The sequence below is a fragment of the Enterobacter cloacae complex sp. ECC445 genome (assembly GCF_021892025.1).
GTDB lineage: Bacteria > Pseudomonadota > Gammaproteobacteria > Enterobacterales > Enterobacteriaceae > Enterobacter > Enterobacter chengduensis.
Genome location: NZ_JAKLRZ010000002.1, coordinates 141746 through 157806 on the forward strand (window position 1 = coordinate 141746; position 16061 = coordinate 157806).

14 protein-coding genes are annotated in these 16061 nt (G+C 59.9%); 9 read left to right on the forward strand and 5 right to left on the reverse strand.

Features of this window, described 5'->3' with window-relative positions; all coding sequences use genetic code 11:
• Position 1: 1 nt before the first annotated feature.
• The 5 genes from L6R44_RS02080 (at position 2) to L6R44_RS02100 (ending at position 4399) form a co-directional block, all read left to right on the forward strand.
• Entirely contained in the window at positions 2-946 is a 945-nt protein-coding gene (locus L6R44_RS02080; protein WP_237423066.1) for an ABC transporter permease, read from the forward strand.
• Entirely contained in the window at positions 936-1742 is an 807-nt protein-coding gene (locus L6R44_RS02085) for an ABC transporter permease (RefSeq protein WP_237423067.1), read from the forward strand. The genes L6R44_RS02080 and L6R44_RS02085 overlap by 11 nt, the downstream gene beginning before the upstream one ends.
• A 24-nt stretch (positions 1743-1766) precedes the next feature.
• Positions 1767-3191: an aminobutyraldehyde dehydrogenase gene (patD, locus tag L6R44_RS02090; RefSeq protein ID WP_032640838.1), complete on the forward strand. Its 1425-nt coding sequence runs from the start codon at positions 1767-1769 to the stop codon at positions 3189-3191.
• Between the two features lie 183 nt (positions 3192-3374).
• Positions 3375-3548 carry a GhoT/OrtT family toxin gene (locus L6R44_RS02095; RefSeq protein WP_013096478.1) on the forward strand — a complete coding sequence of 58 codons (174 nt, stop codon included), beginning with the start codon at positions 3375-3377 and terminating at the stop codon, positions 3546-3548.
• A gap of 86 nt (positions 3549-3634) precedes the next feature.
• Positions 3635-4399 carry an alpha/beta fold hydrolase gene (locus tag L6R44_RS02100; RefSeq protein ID WP_237423068.1) on the forward strand — a complete coding sequence of 255 codons (765 nt, stop codon included), beginning with the start codon at positions 3635-3637 and terminating at the stop codon, positions 4397-4399.
• A 113-nt stretch (positions 4400-4512) separates the two neighbouring features.
• Here L6R44_RS02100 and L6R44_RS02105 read toward each other — a convergent pair whose 3' ends face one another.
• Genes L6R44_RS02105 through L6R44_RS02115 form a run of 3 tightly spaced genes read right to left on the reverse strand, consistent with a single transcriptional unit; the run spans position 4513 to position 11013 of the window.
• Positions 4513-6690 carry a virulence factor SrfC family protein gene (locus L6R44_RS02105; protein WP_237423069.1) on the reverse strand — a complete coding sequence of 726 codons (2178 nt, stop codon included), beginning with the start codon at positions 6688-6690 and terminating at the stop codon, positions 4513-4515.
• Positions 6687-9668 (reverse strand): virulence factor SrfB, encoded by a 2982-nt coding sequence (locus L6R44_RS02110; protein ID WP_237423070.1) that lies wholly within the window; start codon positions 9666-9668, stop codon positions 6687-6689. Before L6R44_RS02110 ends, L6R44_RS02105 begins: the two co-directional genes overlap by 4 nt.
• 4 nt (positions 9669-9672) lie before the next feature.
• On the reverse strand, positions 9673-11013 hold the full coding sequence (locus tag L6R44_RS02115; RefSeq protein ID WP_237423071.1) for an SrfA family protein: 1341 nt from the start codon (positions 11011-11013) through the stop codon (positions 9673-9675).
• A 283-nt stretch (positions 11014-11296) separates the two neighbouring features.
• Between L6R44_RS02115 and L6R44_RS02120 the strand changes: the two genes are divergently transcribed.
• Positions 11297-12895: an ABC transporter substrate-binding protein gene (locus L6R44_RS02120; RefSeq protein ID WP_237423072.1), complete on the forward strand. Its 1599-nt coding sequence runs from the start codon at positions 11297-11299 to the stop codon at positions 12893-12895.
• Between the two features lie 109 nt (positions 12896-13004).
• Positions 13005-13238 carry a YdcY family protein gene (locus L6R44_RS02125; protein ID WP_237423073.1) on the forward strand — a complete coding sequence of 78 codons (234 nt, stop codon included), beginning with the start codon at positions 13005-13007 and terminating at the stop codon, positions 13236-13238.
• 3 nt (positions 13239-13241) lie between these two features.
• Here L6R44_RS02125 and L6R44_RS02130 read toward each other — a convergent pair whose 3' ends face one another.
• Entirely contained in the window at positions 13242-13691 is a 450-nt protein-coding gene (locus L6R44_RS02130) for a DMT family transporter (RefSeq protein ID WP_237423074.1), read from the reverse strand.
• The gene (locus tag L6R44_RS02135; RefSeq protein WP_237423075.1) at positions 13688-14206 is read right to left on the reverse strand and encodes a GNAT family N-acetyltransferase; all 519 of its coding nucleotides are present in this window, start codon (positions 14204-14206) and stop codon (positions 13688-13690) included. Before L6R44_RS02135 ends, L6R44_RS02130 begins: the two co-directional genes overlap by 4 nt.
• A 148-nt stretch (positions 14207-14354) precedes the next feature.
• On the opposite strand from L6R44_RS02135, the gene L6R44_RS02140 reads away from it, so the two are divergent.
• Together L6R44_RS02140 and L6R44_RS02145 are read left to right on the forward strand one after the other, a co-directional pair.
• The gene (locus L6R44_RS02140) at positions 14355-14930 is read left to right on the forward strand and encodes a helix-turn-helix domain-containing protein (RefSeq protein WP_077064027.1); all 576 of its coding nucleotides are present in this window, start codon (positions 14355-14357) and stop codon (positions 14928-14930) included.
• Between the two features lie 64 nt (positions 14931-14994).
• Positions 14995-16035 (forward strand): NADP-dependent oxidoreductase, encoded by a 1041-nt coding sequence (locus L6R44_RS02145; protein WP_237423076.1) that lies wholly within the window; start codon positions 14995-14997, stop codon positions 16033-16035.
• The last annotated feature ends 26 nt before the right edge of the window (positions 16036-16061 follow it).

Sequence of the window (16061 nt, forward strand, 5' to 3'; positions counted from 1 at the left end):
AATGGCGACAAGCGTTGCGCATTCTCCCGCCCCGCGCGGCCGCCTGAGCCGCCTGACCGCGCTGTTCTGGCGTAAGCCGTCGCTCGGCCTGTTCCTGCTTCTGCTTGCGCCCCTGATGTGGTTTGGCATCGTCTATTTGGGATCGCTTCTGACCCTGCTGTGGCAGGGGTTTTACACCTTTGACGATTTCACCATGGCGGTCACGCCGGACCTGACCCTGGCGAACATTCAGGCGCTTTTCAACCCGGCAAACTACGACATCATCCTGCGCACGCTAACGATGGCGATTGCGGTAACCATTGCCAGCGCTATCCTCGCCTTCCCGATGGCCTGGTACATGGCGCGATACACCCGCGGCAAGTGGAAAGCGTTTTTCTATATCGCCGTGATGCTGCCCATGTGGGCGAGCTACATCGTCAAAGCCTACGCCTGGACGCTGCTGCTGGCGAAGGACGGCGTGGCGCAGTGGTTTCTCAATCATATGGGGCTGGAGCCGCTCCTGACCTCACTCCTGACGCTCCCGGCGATTGGCGGCAACACCTTGTCCACCTCCGGGCTGGGACGGTTTCTGGTCTTCGTCTATATTTGGCTGCCGTTTATGATCCTGCCCGTCCAGGCGGCGCTGGAACGCCTGCCGGCCTCGCTGCTGCAGGCCTCGGCCGACCTCGGTGCGCGTCCGCGTCAGACCTTTCGCTATGTGGTTCTGCCGCTGGCGATCCCGGGCATTGCGGCGGGCTCAATCTTCACCTTTTCCCTGACGCTGGGGGATTTCATTGTTCCGCAGCTGGTGGGGCCGCCGGGCTACTTCATCGGGAACATGGTCTATTCCCAGCAGGGGGCAATTGGCAACATGCCCATGGCCGCCGCCTTCACGCTGGTGCCCATCGTGCTGATTTCGCTTTATCTGGCGTTCGTGAAACGTCTGGGAGCCTTCGATGCACTCTGAGCGCACACCGCTGTTTCTGAAAGTAGCAGCCTGGGGGGGCGTGATCTTCCTGCACTTCCCGCTGCTGATTATCGCGATCTATGCCTTTAACACCGAGGACGCTGCCTTCAGCTTCCCGCCGCAGGGGCTGACGCTGAAGTGGTTTAGCGTGGCGGCGGGGCGCGGCGATATCATTGAATCGGTGACGCTGTCACTTCAAATTGCGGCGCTCTCCACCGCGATTGCCCTCGTGCTTGGCACGCTTGCCGCAGCGGCGCTGTGGCGAAGCGAGTTTTTTGGCAAGAATGCGATCTCGCTGCTGCTGCTGTTGCCGATTGCGCTACCGGGGATCATCACCGGCCTGGCGCTGCTTACGGCGTTTAAGAGGATCGATCTTGAGCCGGGTTTTTTCACCATCGTCGTTGGTCACGCCACCTTCTGCGTGGTGGTGGTATTTAACAACGTGATTGCCCGGTTCAGACGCACCTCCTGGAGCCTGGTGGAAGCGTCGATGGATCTCGGGGCCGACGGGTGGCAAACCTTCCGCTACGTGGTGCTGCCTAATCTGGGCTCGGCGCTGCTGGCCGGGGGGATGCTGGCGTTTGCCCTGTCGTTTGACGAGATAATCGTCACAACGTTTACGGCGGGACACGAGCGCACGTTACCGCTGTGGTTGCTCAACCAGCTCGGCCGTCCGCGCGACGTGCCGGTCACCAACGTGGTGGCGCTGCTGGTGATGCTGGTGACAACGTTCCCCATTCTGGGAGCCTGGTGGCTAACCCGCGACGGCGAGAACATCGCCGGCAGCGGGAAATAACGGTGAATTCAACAGGAAAATGCTATGCAAACACAACTGCTGATAGAGGGAAAACTGGTAACCGGAGAGGGAGAAAAACAGCCGGTCTATAACCCGGCCACCGGAGAGCGCCTGCTGGAGATTGCTGAGGCGTCAGCGGCGCAGGTCGACGCGGCGGTTCTGGCGGCCGACCGTGCTTTTGTGGAGTGGGGGCAAACCACGCCGAAGACGCGCGCCGAGTGCCTGCTGAAGCTGGCGGATGCAATTGAAGCGCACGGCGAGGAGTTTGCCCGGCTCGAATCGCTTAACTGCGGCAAGCCGCTGCACTGCGCGCTGGGCGATGAAATTCCGGCGGTGGTCGACGTTTTCCGTTTCTTTGCCGGGGCCGCCCGCTGCCTGAACGGCCTGGCCGCCGGGGAGTACCTTGATGGCCACACGTCGATGATCCGCCGCGATCCGGTGGGGGTGGTGGCCTCTATTGCCCCCTGGAACTACCCGCTGATGATGGCCGCGTGGAAACTGGCGCCCGCGCTGGCGGCAGGGAACTGCGTGGTGATTAAACCCTCAGAGATCACGCCGCTGACCGCGCTGAAGCTGGGCGAGCTGGCAAAAGATATCTTCCCGGCGGGCGTCCTGAACGTCCTGTTTGGTCGCGGGAAAACGGTCGGCGACCCGCTTACCGGACATGAAAAAGTGCGTATGGTCTCGCTGACCGGTTCAATTGCGACCGGGGAGCACATCATCGGCCATACGGCATCCTCCATTAAACGCACCCACATGGAGCTGGGCGGTAAAGCGCCGGTGATCGTCTTTGATGATGCCGACCTTGATGCGGTGGTCGAAGGGGTGAGGACGTTTGGTTTCTACAATGCCGGACAGGACTGTACGGCGGCCTGCCGCATTTATGCCCAGAAGGGCATTTATGCCGCGCTGGTGGAAAAGCTGGGCGCAGCGGTCGCCAGCCTCAACATGGGCGCGCCGGAAGATGCCGCGACGGAACTGGGGCCGCTCAGCTCGGCGGCCCATCTTTCGCGCGTCTGCCAGGCCGTCGATGAGGCGAAAGCGCTCGATCATATCCGCGTGGTCACGGGCGGAAGCAAAGGCGAGGGGGCGGGCTACTACTTCCAGCCAACCCTGCTGGCGGGGGCAAAACAGGACGACGCCATCGTTCAGCGCGAGGTGTTTGGCCCGGTGGTGAGCGTCACCGAGTTTGACGACGAGGCGCAGGTGCTGGCCTGGGCGAACGATTCGCAGTATGGCCTGGCGTCATCGGTCTGGACCCAGGACGTGGGGCGCGCCCACCGCCTGAGCGCGCGCCTGCAGTACGGCTGCACCTGGGTGAATACCCATTTTATGCTGGTGAGCGAGATGCCGCACGGCGGCATGAAATTATCCGGCTACGGCAAAGATATGTCGGTCTACGGGCTTGAGGACTATACGGTCGTGCGGCACGTCATGATCAAACACTAAGCCCGCCATGCCTGGCCGCACGCGCGGCCAGGCGTTCGCCACGCCCGCCATACGTGTTAAGCAAACTACTCAGTTGTTATTAGCCATACACTTTAAGTGGTTATTCTGTAACGAAAAAACTTGATCTGTATCAACATATGACGCATATTGCGTGCGGTTATTTTTTCGGCTCTGGTGTACAGAATGACGTTGTATCAAAAGATGTTGGTTTTTTACGCAATTATGGCTTCCATCTGCGCATTAATTACCTGGTTCCTCTCCAAAGACCGCAAACGTATCCGCCTGCTCAGCGCTTTTCTGGTGGGGTCAACCTGGCCAATGAGCTTTCCCGTTGCGCTGCTGGTCTCGCTTTTCTGAAGCACGCTTCCATTTTTAAAAGATGAATATGGCATTCCAGCTACGGTAACTGTATAAATAAACAGTGCATCGTAAAAGGAGTGCTTATGAACAGTTTTTACTCGCAGCAGGCCGGTTGCACCGTGCGCTGGCATGACCTGCCCGGCACCGGCGATCCCGTGGTGTTCATTCACGGGCTGGGCTGCGCCTCTTCCTATGAATATCCCCGCGTCGTTCACGACCCGCTGTTTGGTGCGCGCAGAGCGATTCTCATCGACTTGCCCGGCAGCGGCTACAGCGACAGGCCTGAGCACTACGGCTATAAAACCACCGACCAGGCGCGCGTTGTCGCGGAACTGATTGACCACCTTAAGCTGGATGCCTTCTGGCTATACGGCCACAGCATGGGCGGCAGTATTGCTATCGAAACGGCGGGGCTGCTGACAGGGCGCGTGAAGGGGTTGATGGTGTCGGAACCGAATTTTCATGCAGGTGGGGGAATGTTCAGCCGGTCTATTGCAGCGCAAACCGAGCAACAGTTTGTGACGCAGGGCTATGACGCCATGCTCGGTGCAGAAAAAACGGCGTGGGCGGGGTGCCTGCAGAGCAATGCGCCGTATGCCGTCTGGCGCGGAGCAAAGAGCCTGGTTGAGGGTGTAATGCCAGTGTGGGAAACGCAATTCCTGACGCTCACGTGCCCGGTGACGCTAATCTTCGGCGAACATTCTCTGCCTGACGATGATGTTGATAATCTGAAGCAGAAAGGCGTCAAGGTAAAAATTATCCCTGCGGCGGGGCACTCGATGTCGTGGGAAAATCCGTCAGCACTGGCACAGACGTTAGCCGGGTGTATGGCAACGTGCATTCTGTGAGTTCCGCCCGGCGGCGCTACGCTTGCACGGGCCTACGATGAATTGTGCAATGTATTGATATTATGGAGAAATGTAGGCCGGGTAAGCGCAGCGCCACCCGGCAAGAAGGGCGGCTACTTTATTAAAGCCCGCAGTGCCCGACGTGCGTCATGCTGAATATCCTGCGGATGCTGGTAATCGATGTTCTCGATCGCGCGGCTGTAGAATGCAACCAGCCAGTCGTAAACGTACGCGGTGGCCGCATGCACAGGCTGTTCCCCCAGGCGCGTCAAACGCGGCTCGCCGCTGCTGACCACCGGCGTGACGAAGATGGCCTGGCCCTTGCGAATGCGGCTTGCCGGACGTGCCGTCACGGGCGTCTGGTCGTAACCCAGCCAGCCAATGAAATTGCCCATCACGGCATGCAGCTGTGCAGCGCTGCTTTTGTCCGCTTCGACAATACGCTGCAGCTGCTGAGGCAGATCAAGCCGGTAACTGGTGACCACCAGCACGTCCGCGATTTGCTGTAACACCGCAGGTTCCAGCCCGAGACGGGCGGCCGTGGCCTCATTGCGGCTCCACTGGCGCAGATGGTTGATCCAGACTCGGTGCGCGAGACGCGCTTTGTCTTTTGTCTGGAACAGGCCGGTGCTTTCCTGCGCACTCTCGGCAAACAGGTCAATGGTGTCCGTAAACAGCCCGTTCACCTGCTCCTCGCGAGGCTGCTGAACGGCGAGCAGCGTTTCAAAGGCTTTCAGCGGCGGCAGAAGGCCTTCAAGCAGCTCGCCGTGACGGGCGGCGCTGCTTTGCAGCGTGCGCACCATGTTTTCGGCCTGAGCACGTCTTGTCCCGGGCTCCTCAACCAGCGGCGCCAGATAGCTATGCATCAGCGACGTAAGCTCCTGGCGCAGCAGGGCTTTCAGCGTGCTGAGACGCTTCTGTCTCTGCGCGGGTAGCGTGGCCTGAGACAGCCACTCGATGACGCGCTGCATGCTGTGGCTGTCCAGCGCCTGCAGCGTGCCCCAGTGTAGCCCCGGTTTTCCGAGGAGATGCTGTACGGCTTCATCAAGGTTCTGTCGGGTGGTAAAGCGCGCGTCGTGTGGGGTGATCGCCCACACCAGCCCCGGCAGGGCCGATTCTTCAGCAGGCTGCGTCTCCTTCACCCAGTTCATCAGCACTTTTGCTTTTTTGGCGGTCTGTTCGTGCTGCGCCGTCGCATTGCAAATCACCAGTACATCCGGCTGGAGCTGTTGACGGTAATGCTCAAGCAGCCACTGGGCTTTCGCCTGACGCAGCGGGTCGGCACGGTTATCTTCAAACACCGGAATATCAATAATGTCGACGCGATCCAGCGCGCCGTTCTCAACCGGCAGCACCAGCTCGCGGGTCAGGAAGGCCAGCACGTCGACCGGGAGGCTGATGGCGTTAAGCATCTCACCGCCGTTCAGCGGATGAAGCAGCGTCTCCTGAGCGTCCTGAAGATCTAACGTGCCGTCGTGCGTCAGGAACCCTTCACCCGGCAGCCCAAAGCTGTCCACCAGCAGGCTAAGCGGGGCAGCAAGCTCGCTGGCATGGCTGGTCTGATGCAGCACGTGGGCCAGTTTTAACCACTGCTGGGTCAGCTCCTGCTGCTCCCCCCACAGCAGCGACCATACGCTGGCCCGCGTGCTGAGATCGAGTGATGGCACCAGCTGGGCAAACGCGTGCCAAAGGGCATCATCAATTTGCTGCTTAGCGGCGGGGACGGTGCTCTGCCAGAAGCGGGCAATGGCACCCACCTCCTGCGCCGTGATGCCGGGCACGCCCTGCGGCTGGCGCAGCCCGCGCCATTTCTCCAGACGTGCCTCAATGACCGCCTTATCCACCGCGCGCATCTGCGGATGCAGCGTCGTGCGGGCAATAAACAGCTGTACCAGCTCGGCCTCGGAGATCAGACGCAGTCGCAGCGGAAACGCGTCATCAGCCACCTCCGGGTTTTCCCGGGTGAAGCGGACGGCCATGTTGGTCAGGGCGTGCCCCGGATTGATATGCGAAAAGTAGTCAAAGGTGCGCTGGCCGGGCGTCACGTTCAGGCGTCCATTACCGCTGCCGCACAGCGATAACAGCAGGTGCGCTTTCGCGCTCTGCGAATGACCGTAAAGCCCAATGCTGCTCTGGCGGGCCATGGCGCGTTCAATGGCCTGCTCCCGCGCCTGCGCCGCGTTGATGCGGGCAAGCAGGGCGTCGGCATCGTTATCCAGCACAGGGGCGTTCAGGCGCGTCTCATTAATCCACCCGATTAAGGCCTGAGTGGTGGTCGTCGTCGCTGTCATTTCAGGTATACGCTCCCGCTGTCGATCCAGTAGTGGCTGCCGCTGTGTCGGCGGTCGGCCAGGGTATTCAGTTTGAAGGTTAATGCGTCAGGCGCCACCGGGGTGCCGTCCTGCAGCCAGGCGTCGCTCAGCTCGAAGGCCTCCGGACCTTCCTGCTTGCTGCCGCCGCAGAGCTTGAGCCGCACGTTCAGCACGCCGTCACCGGCAATCGCTTTCGCCAGTTCAGCCGAGTTAATGCTGAGCGTGTAGAGCGGCGTGGCGGGCCAGCGCGCGTTCGCCAGCTGGCGGAAGCCGAGGGTCACGTTACCGCGCAGCGGGAAGTGCAGACGCGCGTCGAGCTTCGCGCCGGGTTTATCGAGATCGATATCCTGATACCAGACGTTTTCCTCGCGCAGGGTATTAACGGTGTTATCCAGCACGCCGAGATAGCGCACGGTGGAGTACGCGCCAATGTCCGCGGCCTTAAAGTTGAAGCGCGGCAGACGCAGGTCGAGCGCCAGGCTGCAGAGCATGGCCCCCACGGCGGCCGTTGATTTCGGGTTGCCAATGCGTCCCTGCTGGCTGAACGGATACCATTCGTGCACCTGGTATTTATCCAGCCAGACGATGCGGTTGACCGGCACCGGCTGCAGATGACGAATCAGCGCCTGAACCCCAGGCAGGCAGCCGGGACGACCGGTGATCAGCAGAATGTCGCAGCCGTAGTGGGATATCGCCTCGCACACCGCGTGGAGCGGGGAGGCCAGCGTAAACTGCCCGGCCAGCATCGCATCCTGCATTTCGCGGAAATTGACGTGCAGCGGCACGGCGAACAGGTCAAACGCGTCGGAACCCGCGGGCAGGGCATGGTCGATCGCCTGCTGCAGGTAATTCATGACGTTGCGGGTCGGCTTATGCGCAAGGAGATCGCCAAAGGTGGCGTGCAGACCGGCCAGCGGATCGTCAACGTCGCTCGACTCCCACGCGGCAAGAATGGCATGGCCAATCGGCATAAAGAGCTGCAGCGCCGTCTGCTGGCGCAGTACGGCCTGGGTATCGATGCGTCCGGAGTCGCCGAACAGCGACGCCATCAGCAGCGAGGCGTCCGCGATACCGGATTTCTGCAGCTGCGTTTGCAGCGCGGGCAACACGTAGCGCTGAATCACGTCCAGCAGCGTATCGTCGCCCGCTACCTTAAACCCTTCGCGGAACAGCAGCTGCGGGGTAATTTTGACGTTATTGCCGGATCCGTCGTCCAACTGGTAATGGGTGATCGCCATATCCGTTGTGCCACCGCCGATGTCGATGGACGCGACGCGTAGGGCGCGGCCCGGCTGGCTACCTGGCTCAGGCTCACGGTCCGGGCGGGCCAGGGAGGCAAAGAAGGCTTCCGTCTGGCCGCCAAAGCGGGAGATGGCTTCGTTGTACAGCCAGACCAGCTGGCCGCAGCTGGCTTCATCCCACTCCATCTGGATTTCAGGTACCGGCACCACGCTTTTATCCTGCTGTTTGCGTGTGACAAAATCCTCATCCTGCGGATGCCAGCCCATTGCTTTCCAGACGATGGCGATGGCTTCAAACATGCGACGACGGAAGATCTCGCGCTCCTGCTTTGGCATGGCCGAAGGCAGGGTCAGGATCAGGGTGCGCAGCTGGCGCGGCGAGGCCGGGAAGCCCAGGCGCAGGCGCGTGGCGACGCTGTTGATCTGGCCCAACGCCTGCGCCAGCAGCTCGCACAGCATGTGCGTCATCAGGGTGCTGCGGCTGTACTGCGGCGAGAAGACCGGCAGGCGCTCGTCCTGCGGCAGCGTGAAGAGCGGCTCGCCGTCATCGTTCATCAGGTTCATCAGCGGAAACGCGGTGGCAAGCGGTTCGCGCTGGGTCTTACTGTTCATCTGGCTAAAGCGCCAGTCCTGCACGACCGGCGTTTCATCCCACAGGTAGCGACGCGGGCTGGAGATACCGCTGTTGCCCTCGGTTCCCAGACGCTGCATCGCCAGCTTGCGGGCTTCATCGCCAACGCGAACAATCGACGGCCAGACAAAGGCATCTTCACGACCGCTTTCAACCGAGAAGTGCTGTTTGCCAAAACGCGCTTCCGAAAACTCGAGACGGCTGGTGAACAGCGGCTCGTTCAGGAACTGCGGCTCGCTGAGCGAGCGGACCTGCAGCTCGGCGGTCTGGCGCAGCCCATCGTTGGCATCGCCATGGTCTTCAATAATGACGCCGCAGGTGTGGGTATTGCCCACGTCGAGGATCAGGTCGACCGGAATGGCCGGCGTGCTGAGCGTATGGGTAACAAATTTCACTTCCGGCACGGTGAGCTGTTCACCGAGCATGGTCATCAGGTTCAGCCAGTGGGCCTGATATTCAAAGCCGCGCATCGCCTGCTGGAGATCGCGTTCCGAGCGGCTTTCAACGCCGTCGGCATACTGGGTAAACGCCTCGCGCAGCCAGCCGTCAATCCAGGTCTGATCGAGGAAACTTTCTACTTCGCTGTCTCGCCAGGCCAGCGCGAAGCGGGTCCCGTTCAGAATATCGTTTTCTACCGGCGAGAGTGCGGACGTGGCGTGTTCGGCAATCTGGCTGTCGAGGGCGAGCGTGACGCGGTGCGTGTTGCCTGCCGTGTCCGGGGCGTCAAGCCTGCGCACCTGAACGCGGGCCCAGTTATCCGGCCCCTCAACAAAGGTGCGCGGCGGGTTGAAGCGCAGGAACGGAACCGGAAGCCAGACGCCGTCCAGCACCGCCAGAGACTGATGCAGCGGGATAGTGGTTTCCGGCTTGACCACTTCAGGCTGCCCGCCGTTCATGGCCGGCAGGGTATAGCGACCGTTGACCAGGTCGAAATCGAGGCGCAAAAGCGGGCCGTTCGCGGTTTTACGTACGAAGCGCCCGTTGCTGGCCAGGTCCTGCGGCGTCAGGCCGAAATCGAGGAACTGCACGCCGCTGTTGGCAATAAGCGTGACGCTTTGTTTATAGTCGCAAAGATTTACCAGCATAGGATCAGGCACCTGCTTTCTTGAACGTCAGTGGGACGACGGTGTTGGCATCATAACGGGCGCGACATTCTGCGATATCGCTGGCGCCTGCTTTACAGGCAATTTCCGGCATCGGGTAGCGGGAACCGTCGGTGCAGCGGGCAGTGCCGCGACTTTTAATCATCAGCTCGCCGTTGCTGTGCAGGCCGGAGAACACGTCCGCGCGGCAGACAACGTTGTCGCCGTGGACAACGCGGGCAAAGCCTTTATTGTTCTGGATCTGATAGCGCATTGACGGCGGTTTGCCGGTGACCGGATCTTTCACGTCGAGAACCGCACGCCAGGTGCCGTTCAGGAAGCGCGTCGATCCCGCTTTTACCTGATTCGCCTCCATCACCATGGCGTCTTTCGGGATGGCGACAATCACTACCGGAGCGGGCTGCGGCGCAGGAGCAGGTTCTTTTTCCTTGCTTGCCAGCACCTCTGCCTGATGCAGCGGTAACGTCATCGCCAGCGGCTCAACCGCCTTGATCGGCTTCGGCGCAATCTCCACCGGTTCCGGGGCGGCGGCCTGTGCGGGCGCAGCGGAAGGGGCCTGTTTTGGCCACAGCAGCGGGGCGGCGATGGCGGCGACGATCGCGACGGCAGCCGGTAGCGTCCACAGGGGAACGCGGCGCTTTTTCGCGACGATCGGCGGGGCCGGTTCCTGAGCGGGTTGCGCAACAGCCGGGGCGGGCTCGGGCGCATACAGTTCGTCCGGGGTAATGCGCACCACCGTGGAAGGGGCGATCAGCGGCTCGTCTGCGTGTTCAAAGGTGACGATCGGTTCGGGTTCAGGCTCGGGCTCCGGATCGGCATTCACAACGGGGGCAGGTTCAGGGATCAGGGACTCACGCAGGCAGTCGAGAACATCGTCGCGCGCGTTCTCGTTCAGGTTTACAAACCCCCAGAAGCAGATGACCGGCTTTCCGTCTACCAGGAAGAGGAAGTTTTCCCCCGGGAATTGAAACGCCTTCGACAGCAGGGAGCCAAAAAGCTGCTGGGCGGTTTTGGGCGACTGGAGGCATTTTTTGCTGAGCGACTCGACGCTGGCCAGCGTGTTTTCCAGATAACGCAGGGCGCGGTAACGATCGTCTTCATCGGCCGCTTTCCAGCTGGTTACGCTCCCTTCAACCGGGGAATACCAGTCCACGCGGTCGCCGCTGTCGTTGACCTGAGGGATCGCCAGACAGTCGACGATGGCCTGCTGTTTGCGTAACCGGAGCGCTTCCCGGATTTGTAACGCTGATTCAAAAACGGCTTGTCCGCCGCCGCCAACGGCCTGAAAGTCATCCAGGTTACCGCTGCGTAAAAGAGTTTTTGCCACGATTTGATCCCATATACTTCTTCACACCGTTACTTTAACGAAATGAAGAAGCAACCAAACGGCAGAAGAGACGCTAAAAGGGCCGATTTCTTGCGGCATAGAAAGTGACGGTTGTGCTTGACGAATAATGGGCCTTAAGGCAAATCACCGCGTTGGGCGCTGGCTGTAAAATCAGCAAAAAACGCGGCTTTAGAATAACCTGATAGTGTTTCGTTATTTGCCAGGTCATAACGGCTGTGCTGTTATTACTCTCTTATATAATAAAACTGTCAGGGTTATAACCATGTCTACAGGGAAAACACTGCTCGCCCTTGCGCTGAGCGCGCTGCTACCAGCCGGCGCCGCATGGGCGGCAAACAACGATACGCTTATTTACTGTTCAGAAGCGTCCCCCGAATCCTTCAACCCGCAAATCGCCAGCTCTGGCCCCTCTTTTGTGGCCAGCTCTCAGGTGCTGTACAACCGCCTGATCAATTTCGACCCGGTGAAAAACACCCCGGTTCCGTCGCTGGCGGAGTCCTGGACGATCTCACCGGACGGTAAGACCTATACCTTTGCCCTGCGCAAAGGGGTGAAGTTCAACAGCAACAAGTACTTCAAACCGACGCGCGACTTTAACGCCGATGACGTTATTTTCTCGGTTATGCGTCAGAAAGACCCTAAGCACCCGTATCACAACGTGTCGCAGGGCAACTACGAATACTTTAACGACGTGGGGCTCGACAAGCTGATCCAGGACGTTAAAAAGGTTGATGATTACCACGTGCAGTTCACCCTCAGTGAACCCAACGCCGCGTTTCTGGCCGACTGGGGGATGGATTTCGCCTCCATTCTTTCCGCCGAATACGCCGACGCGATGCTGAAAAAAGGCACGCCTGAAAACGTCGACACCTGGCCGATCGGTACCGGGCCATACGTGCTGCAGCAGTACAAGGTGGATTCGCTGATCCGCTACGTTGCGAACCCGAACTACTGGGAAGGCGACGTGCCGACCAAGCATCTCATCTTCTCGATTACGCCGAACGTGGAAACCCGACTGGCGAAGCTGCAGACCAACGAGTGCCAGATTATTCCTGCACCGTCTCCGGTTCAGTTTGACGTCATCAAGAACAATAAAGACCTGACGCTGCACTCGGTCGATGCCCTGAACGTCGGCTATCTGGCGTTTAACACCGAGAAAAAACCGTTTGATAACGTGCTGGTGCGTCAGGCGCTGAACTACGCGACGGACAAGAAGGCTATCGTGAATGCGGTCTTTATGGGATCGGGTACGGTGGCAAAATCGCCGATCCCGCCAAATATGCTGGGCTTTAATAAAGACCTGAAGGACTACGGCTACGATCCTGAAAAAGCGAAAGCCCTGCTGAAGCAGGCGGGCCTGGAGAAGGGGGCGGAAGTTACGCTGTGGTCAATGCCGGTTCAGCGTCCGTATAACCCGAACTCGCGTCGTATCGCGGAGATGATTCAGAGCGACTGGGCGAAAGTCGGCGTGAAGGCCAAAATTGTCTCCTACGAGTGGGGCGAATATCTCTCCGGAATGCGTAAAGGCGAACATGACGCCGCGCTGTTTGGCTGGATGTCCGATAACGGCGACCCGGACAACTTTGCCGACGTGCTGCTCGGCTGCAGCAGCATTAAAACCGGATCAAACGCCGCGCGCTGGTGCGATAAGGGGTATGATGCCCTGGTGCAAAAAGCGAAGCTGACCAGCAGCCCGGCCGAGCGCGCGAAGCTCTACGGCCAGGCGCAGGAGATTTTCTACCAGCAGGCACCGTGGATCGCGCTGGCTAACGGCAAAACGTTCTACGCGACCCGCAGCAACGTGACCGGATACAGCGTGAGCCTGATGGGCAGCGATTTCTCTAAAGCGAAGCTGAATTAAGCATTTTATCGCCGGGTGGCGGCTACGCCTTACCCGGCCTACATTTTACGGTTCCCCCTGTAGGCCGGGTAAGGCGTAGCCGCCATCCGGCAATTCACGAGGAGTGACAATGTCACATTTAAACGACGTTACCGCCCGCGTCGATGCCGCCATCGACGAGAGCGTCATTGCCCACATGAACGAACTGCTGATTGAATTAAGCGATGATGCAGAGCTTAGCCGTGAAGACCGTTATACCCAGCAGCAGCGCCTGCGTACCGCGATTTCGCACCACGGCAAGCAGCATAAAGAGGAGATGGACGCGCGTCAGGAACAGCTGACCAAGGGCGGCACCATACTGTAACGATCAAAACTGGCGTCTCGCCACCAGCCAGGCTCCCACCACCAGCATCACCGCGCCGCACGCCGGGCCAATCAGGGCGCGCAGCGGAACGCCATGGCTTCTCAGCACGTCCAGCACCAGCCCGCCAATCAGCTGGCTTGCCACCAGCACGGCGATGGTCGTCGCCGCGCCGACGTTCTGATACCCGCTAATGCTGGCAAACACGAAGAACGACCCCAGCAGCCCAGGAATAAGCGTCCACCAGCGCACCGTTGCGGCCAGCTCGCTAAACCCGGCGACGCCCTGCTTCAGCAGCAGAATGCTGACAAACAGCACAATGCCGACCAGAGAGTTCAGCAGCATCGCGATAAGAATGGTGGAGGAGGTCTGGGTGATACGCACCATTAAGGTGTTTTGCACCACCAGGCCGATCCCCGCCGCCACCAGAAACGCCAGCGTCAGTGACTGATTCATGGGATAGCGTCCGGATCGCTGCGCTCGTCCAGCAGCAGTTGCATAAAGGTTAGGTCCAGCCAGCGGCCAAACTTGGTCCCCACCTGCGGCATTTGCCCGGTCGTCACAAAGCCCAGGGTTTGGTGGAGATGAATAGAGGCATGATTCTGCGCCTCAATGCCGGCCACCATCACGTGCTTACCGATGGCGCGGGCCTCGTTAATCAGCGCGACCATCAGCGTGCGGCCAATGCCTTTGCCCTGATGATTCGGATGCACGTAGACCGAATGCTCCACCGTATGACGAAAACCGTCGAAGGCGCGCCAGTCGCCGAAAGAGGCGTAACCGGTCACCGCACCGTCTTCTTCACTCACCAGAACCGGATAGCCCGCAAGCGTGCGCGCCTCAAACCAGGCGATGCGATTATTGGTATCGACGGTTGTATCGTTCCAGATCGCGGCGGTATGCAGCACCGCGTGGTTGTAGATTTCGCCTATCGCAGCGCAGTCTTCTTTGCAGGCATGACGAACGATCATGTTTAACCCTCTGTGTGTTGTTCACTATAGTGTTACGTTATTGCTACGATATTACACAACCGTATCGCCCGATCGCTACGGCATAAACTATATTTTTTTGTTATCAAAAGCCGATTGAAATGCCGTTCATACACTATAGTATGACGTCATGAACACCATAACAGACACGATGAATCAACGGATTAGCGCAAGAATTCGCCTGGAGCGCGAGTCTCGCGGATGGTCCCTGAGCGAGCTTGCTGACCGGGCAGGCGTCTCCCGCGCCATGATCCACAAGATAGAGCGCGGAGACAGTAGCCCAACGGCCACCTTGCTTGCCCGCCTCTCCGGCGCGTTTGGCATCAGCATGTCCACGCTGATTGCCCGGGCCGAAATGCAGGAAGGCAAGCTGTTGCGCCTCGTCAACCAGCCCGTCTGGCGCGACCCGCAGACGCACTACCTCCGCCGCCATGTTTCTCCCCGAACCGATCTGCCCATCGACCTTGTTCAGGTTGAACTGCCTGCGGGCAGCGATGTGCCTATGCCTGCCTCTTCTTACGCGCTGGCGCGTCAGCTTATCTGGCTCCAGTCCGGCGAGCTGGTGTTTCAGGAGGGCGATACGCGCCACGAAATGCGCGCCGGAGACTGTCTTGAGCTGGGGCCGCCAAATGACTGCCGGTTCATCAACGAAACGAATGAAACCTGTATCTACCTGGTTGTACGGCTTAACCAGTCCGGCTCGTAATGCTAATGCGATAACGTCAAACGTGCGCCAGGCTGTAATGACATTTGACCAGAAGGAGATCCCGATGAATCAACCTGTTTCGCAAAACCGCCGCTGGGTACTGGCCTCCCGTCCTCAGGGTGCGCCGGTCGCGGAAAATTTTCGTCTGGAAACGCAGTCGGTTCCGGTACCGGGTGAGGGGCAGCTTTTGCTGCGTACCGTCTGGCTGTCGCTGGACCCTTATATGCGCGGGCGCATGAGCGATGCGCCGTCCTATTCACCGCCGGTTGAGATTGGTGCGGTGATGGTGGGCGGTACGGTTAGCCGCGTTGAGCAGTCAAACCATCCCGATTTCAAACCGGGTGAGTGGGTACTGGGCTACAGCGGCTGGCAGGAGTATGAACTTTCCGACGGCAGCGGTCTGGTCAAGCTGGGCGACAATCCCTCGCATCCTTCCTGGTCGCTGGGGATTCTGGGCATGCCGGGCTTTACCGCCTATATGGGATTACTGGATATCGGGCAACCCAAAGCGGGTGAAACGCTGGTGGTGGCCGCGGCGACCGGCCCGGTGGGCGCAACCGTCGGGCAGATCGGCAAAATCAAAGGTTGCCGGGTGGTCGGCGTGGCCGGTGGCGCTGAAAAATGCCGCCATGCCGTTGAGGTTCTCGGGTTTGACCAGTGTCTGGATCACCACGCGGCCGATTTTGCCGAGCAGCTAAAGCATGCCTGTCCGAAAGGCATTGATGTCTACTATGAAAACGTCGGCGGGAAGGTGTTTGACGCCGTGCTGCCCTTGCTGAATACCTCCGCGCGGGTGCCCGTGTGTGGCCTGGTCAGCGGCTACAATGCAACGGGTTTGCCCGAGGGGCCGGACCGCCTGCCGCTCCTGATGGCGACCATCCTGAAAAAGCGCATTCGTATGCAGGGCTTTATCATCGGCCAGGACTACGGGCACCGCATTAAGGAGTTCCAGGAAGAGATGGGGCGCTGGGTGCTGGAGGGCAAAATTCACTATCGTGAACAGGTGACGGACGGGCTGGAGAACGCCCCCGAGGCGCTGATTGGCCTGCTTGAAGGGCGTAACTTCGGCAAAGTCGTGATTCGCGTCGCGGCTGACAATAAATAAAAAGCACTATGGCGGGATTTCCCGCC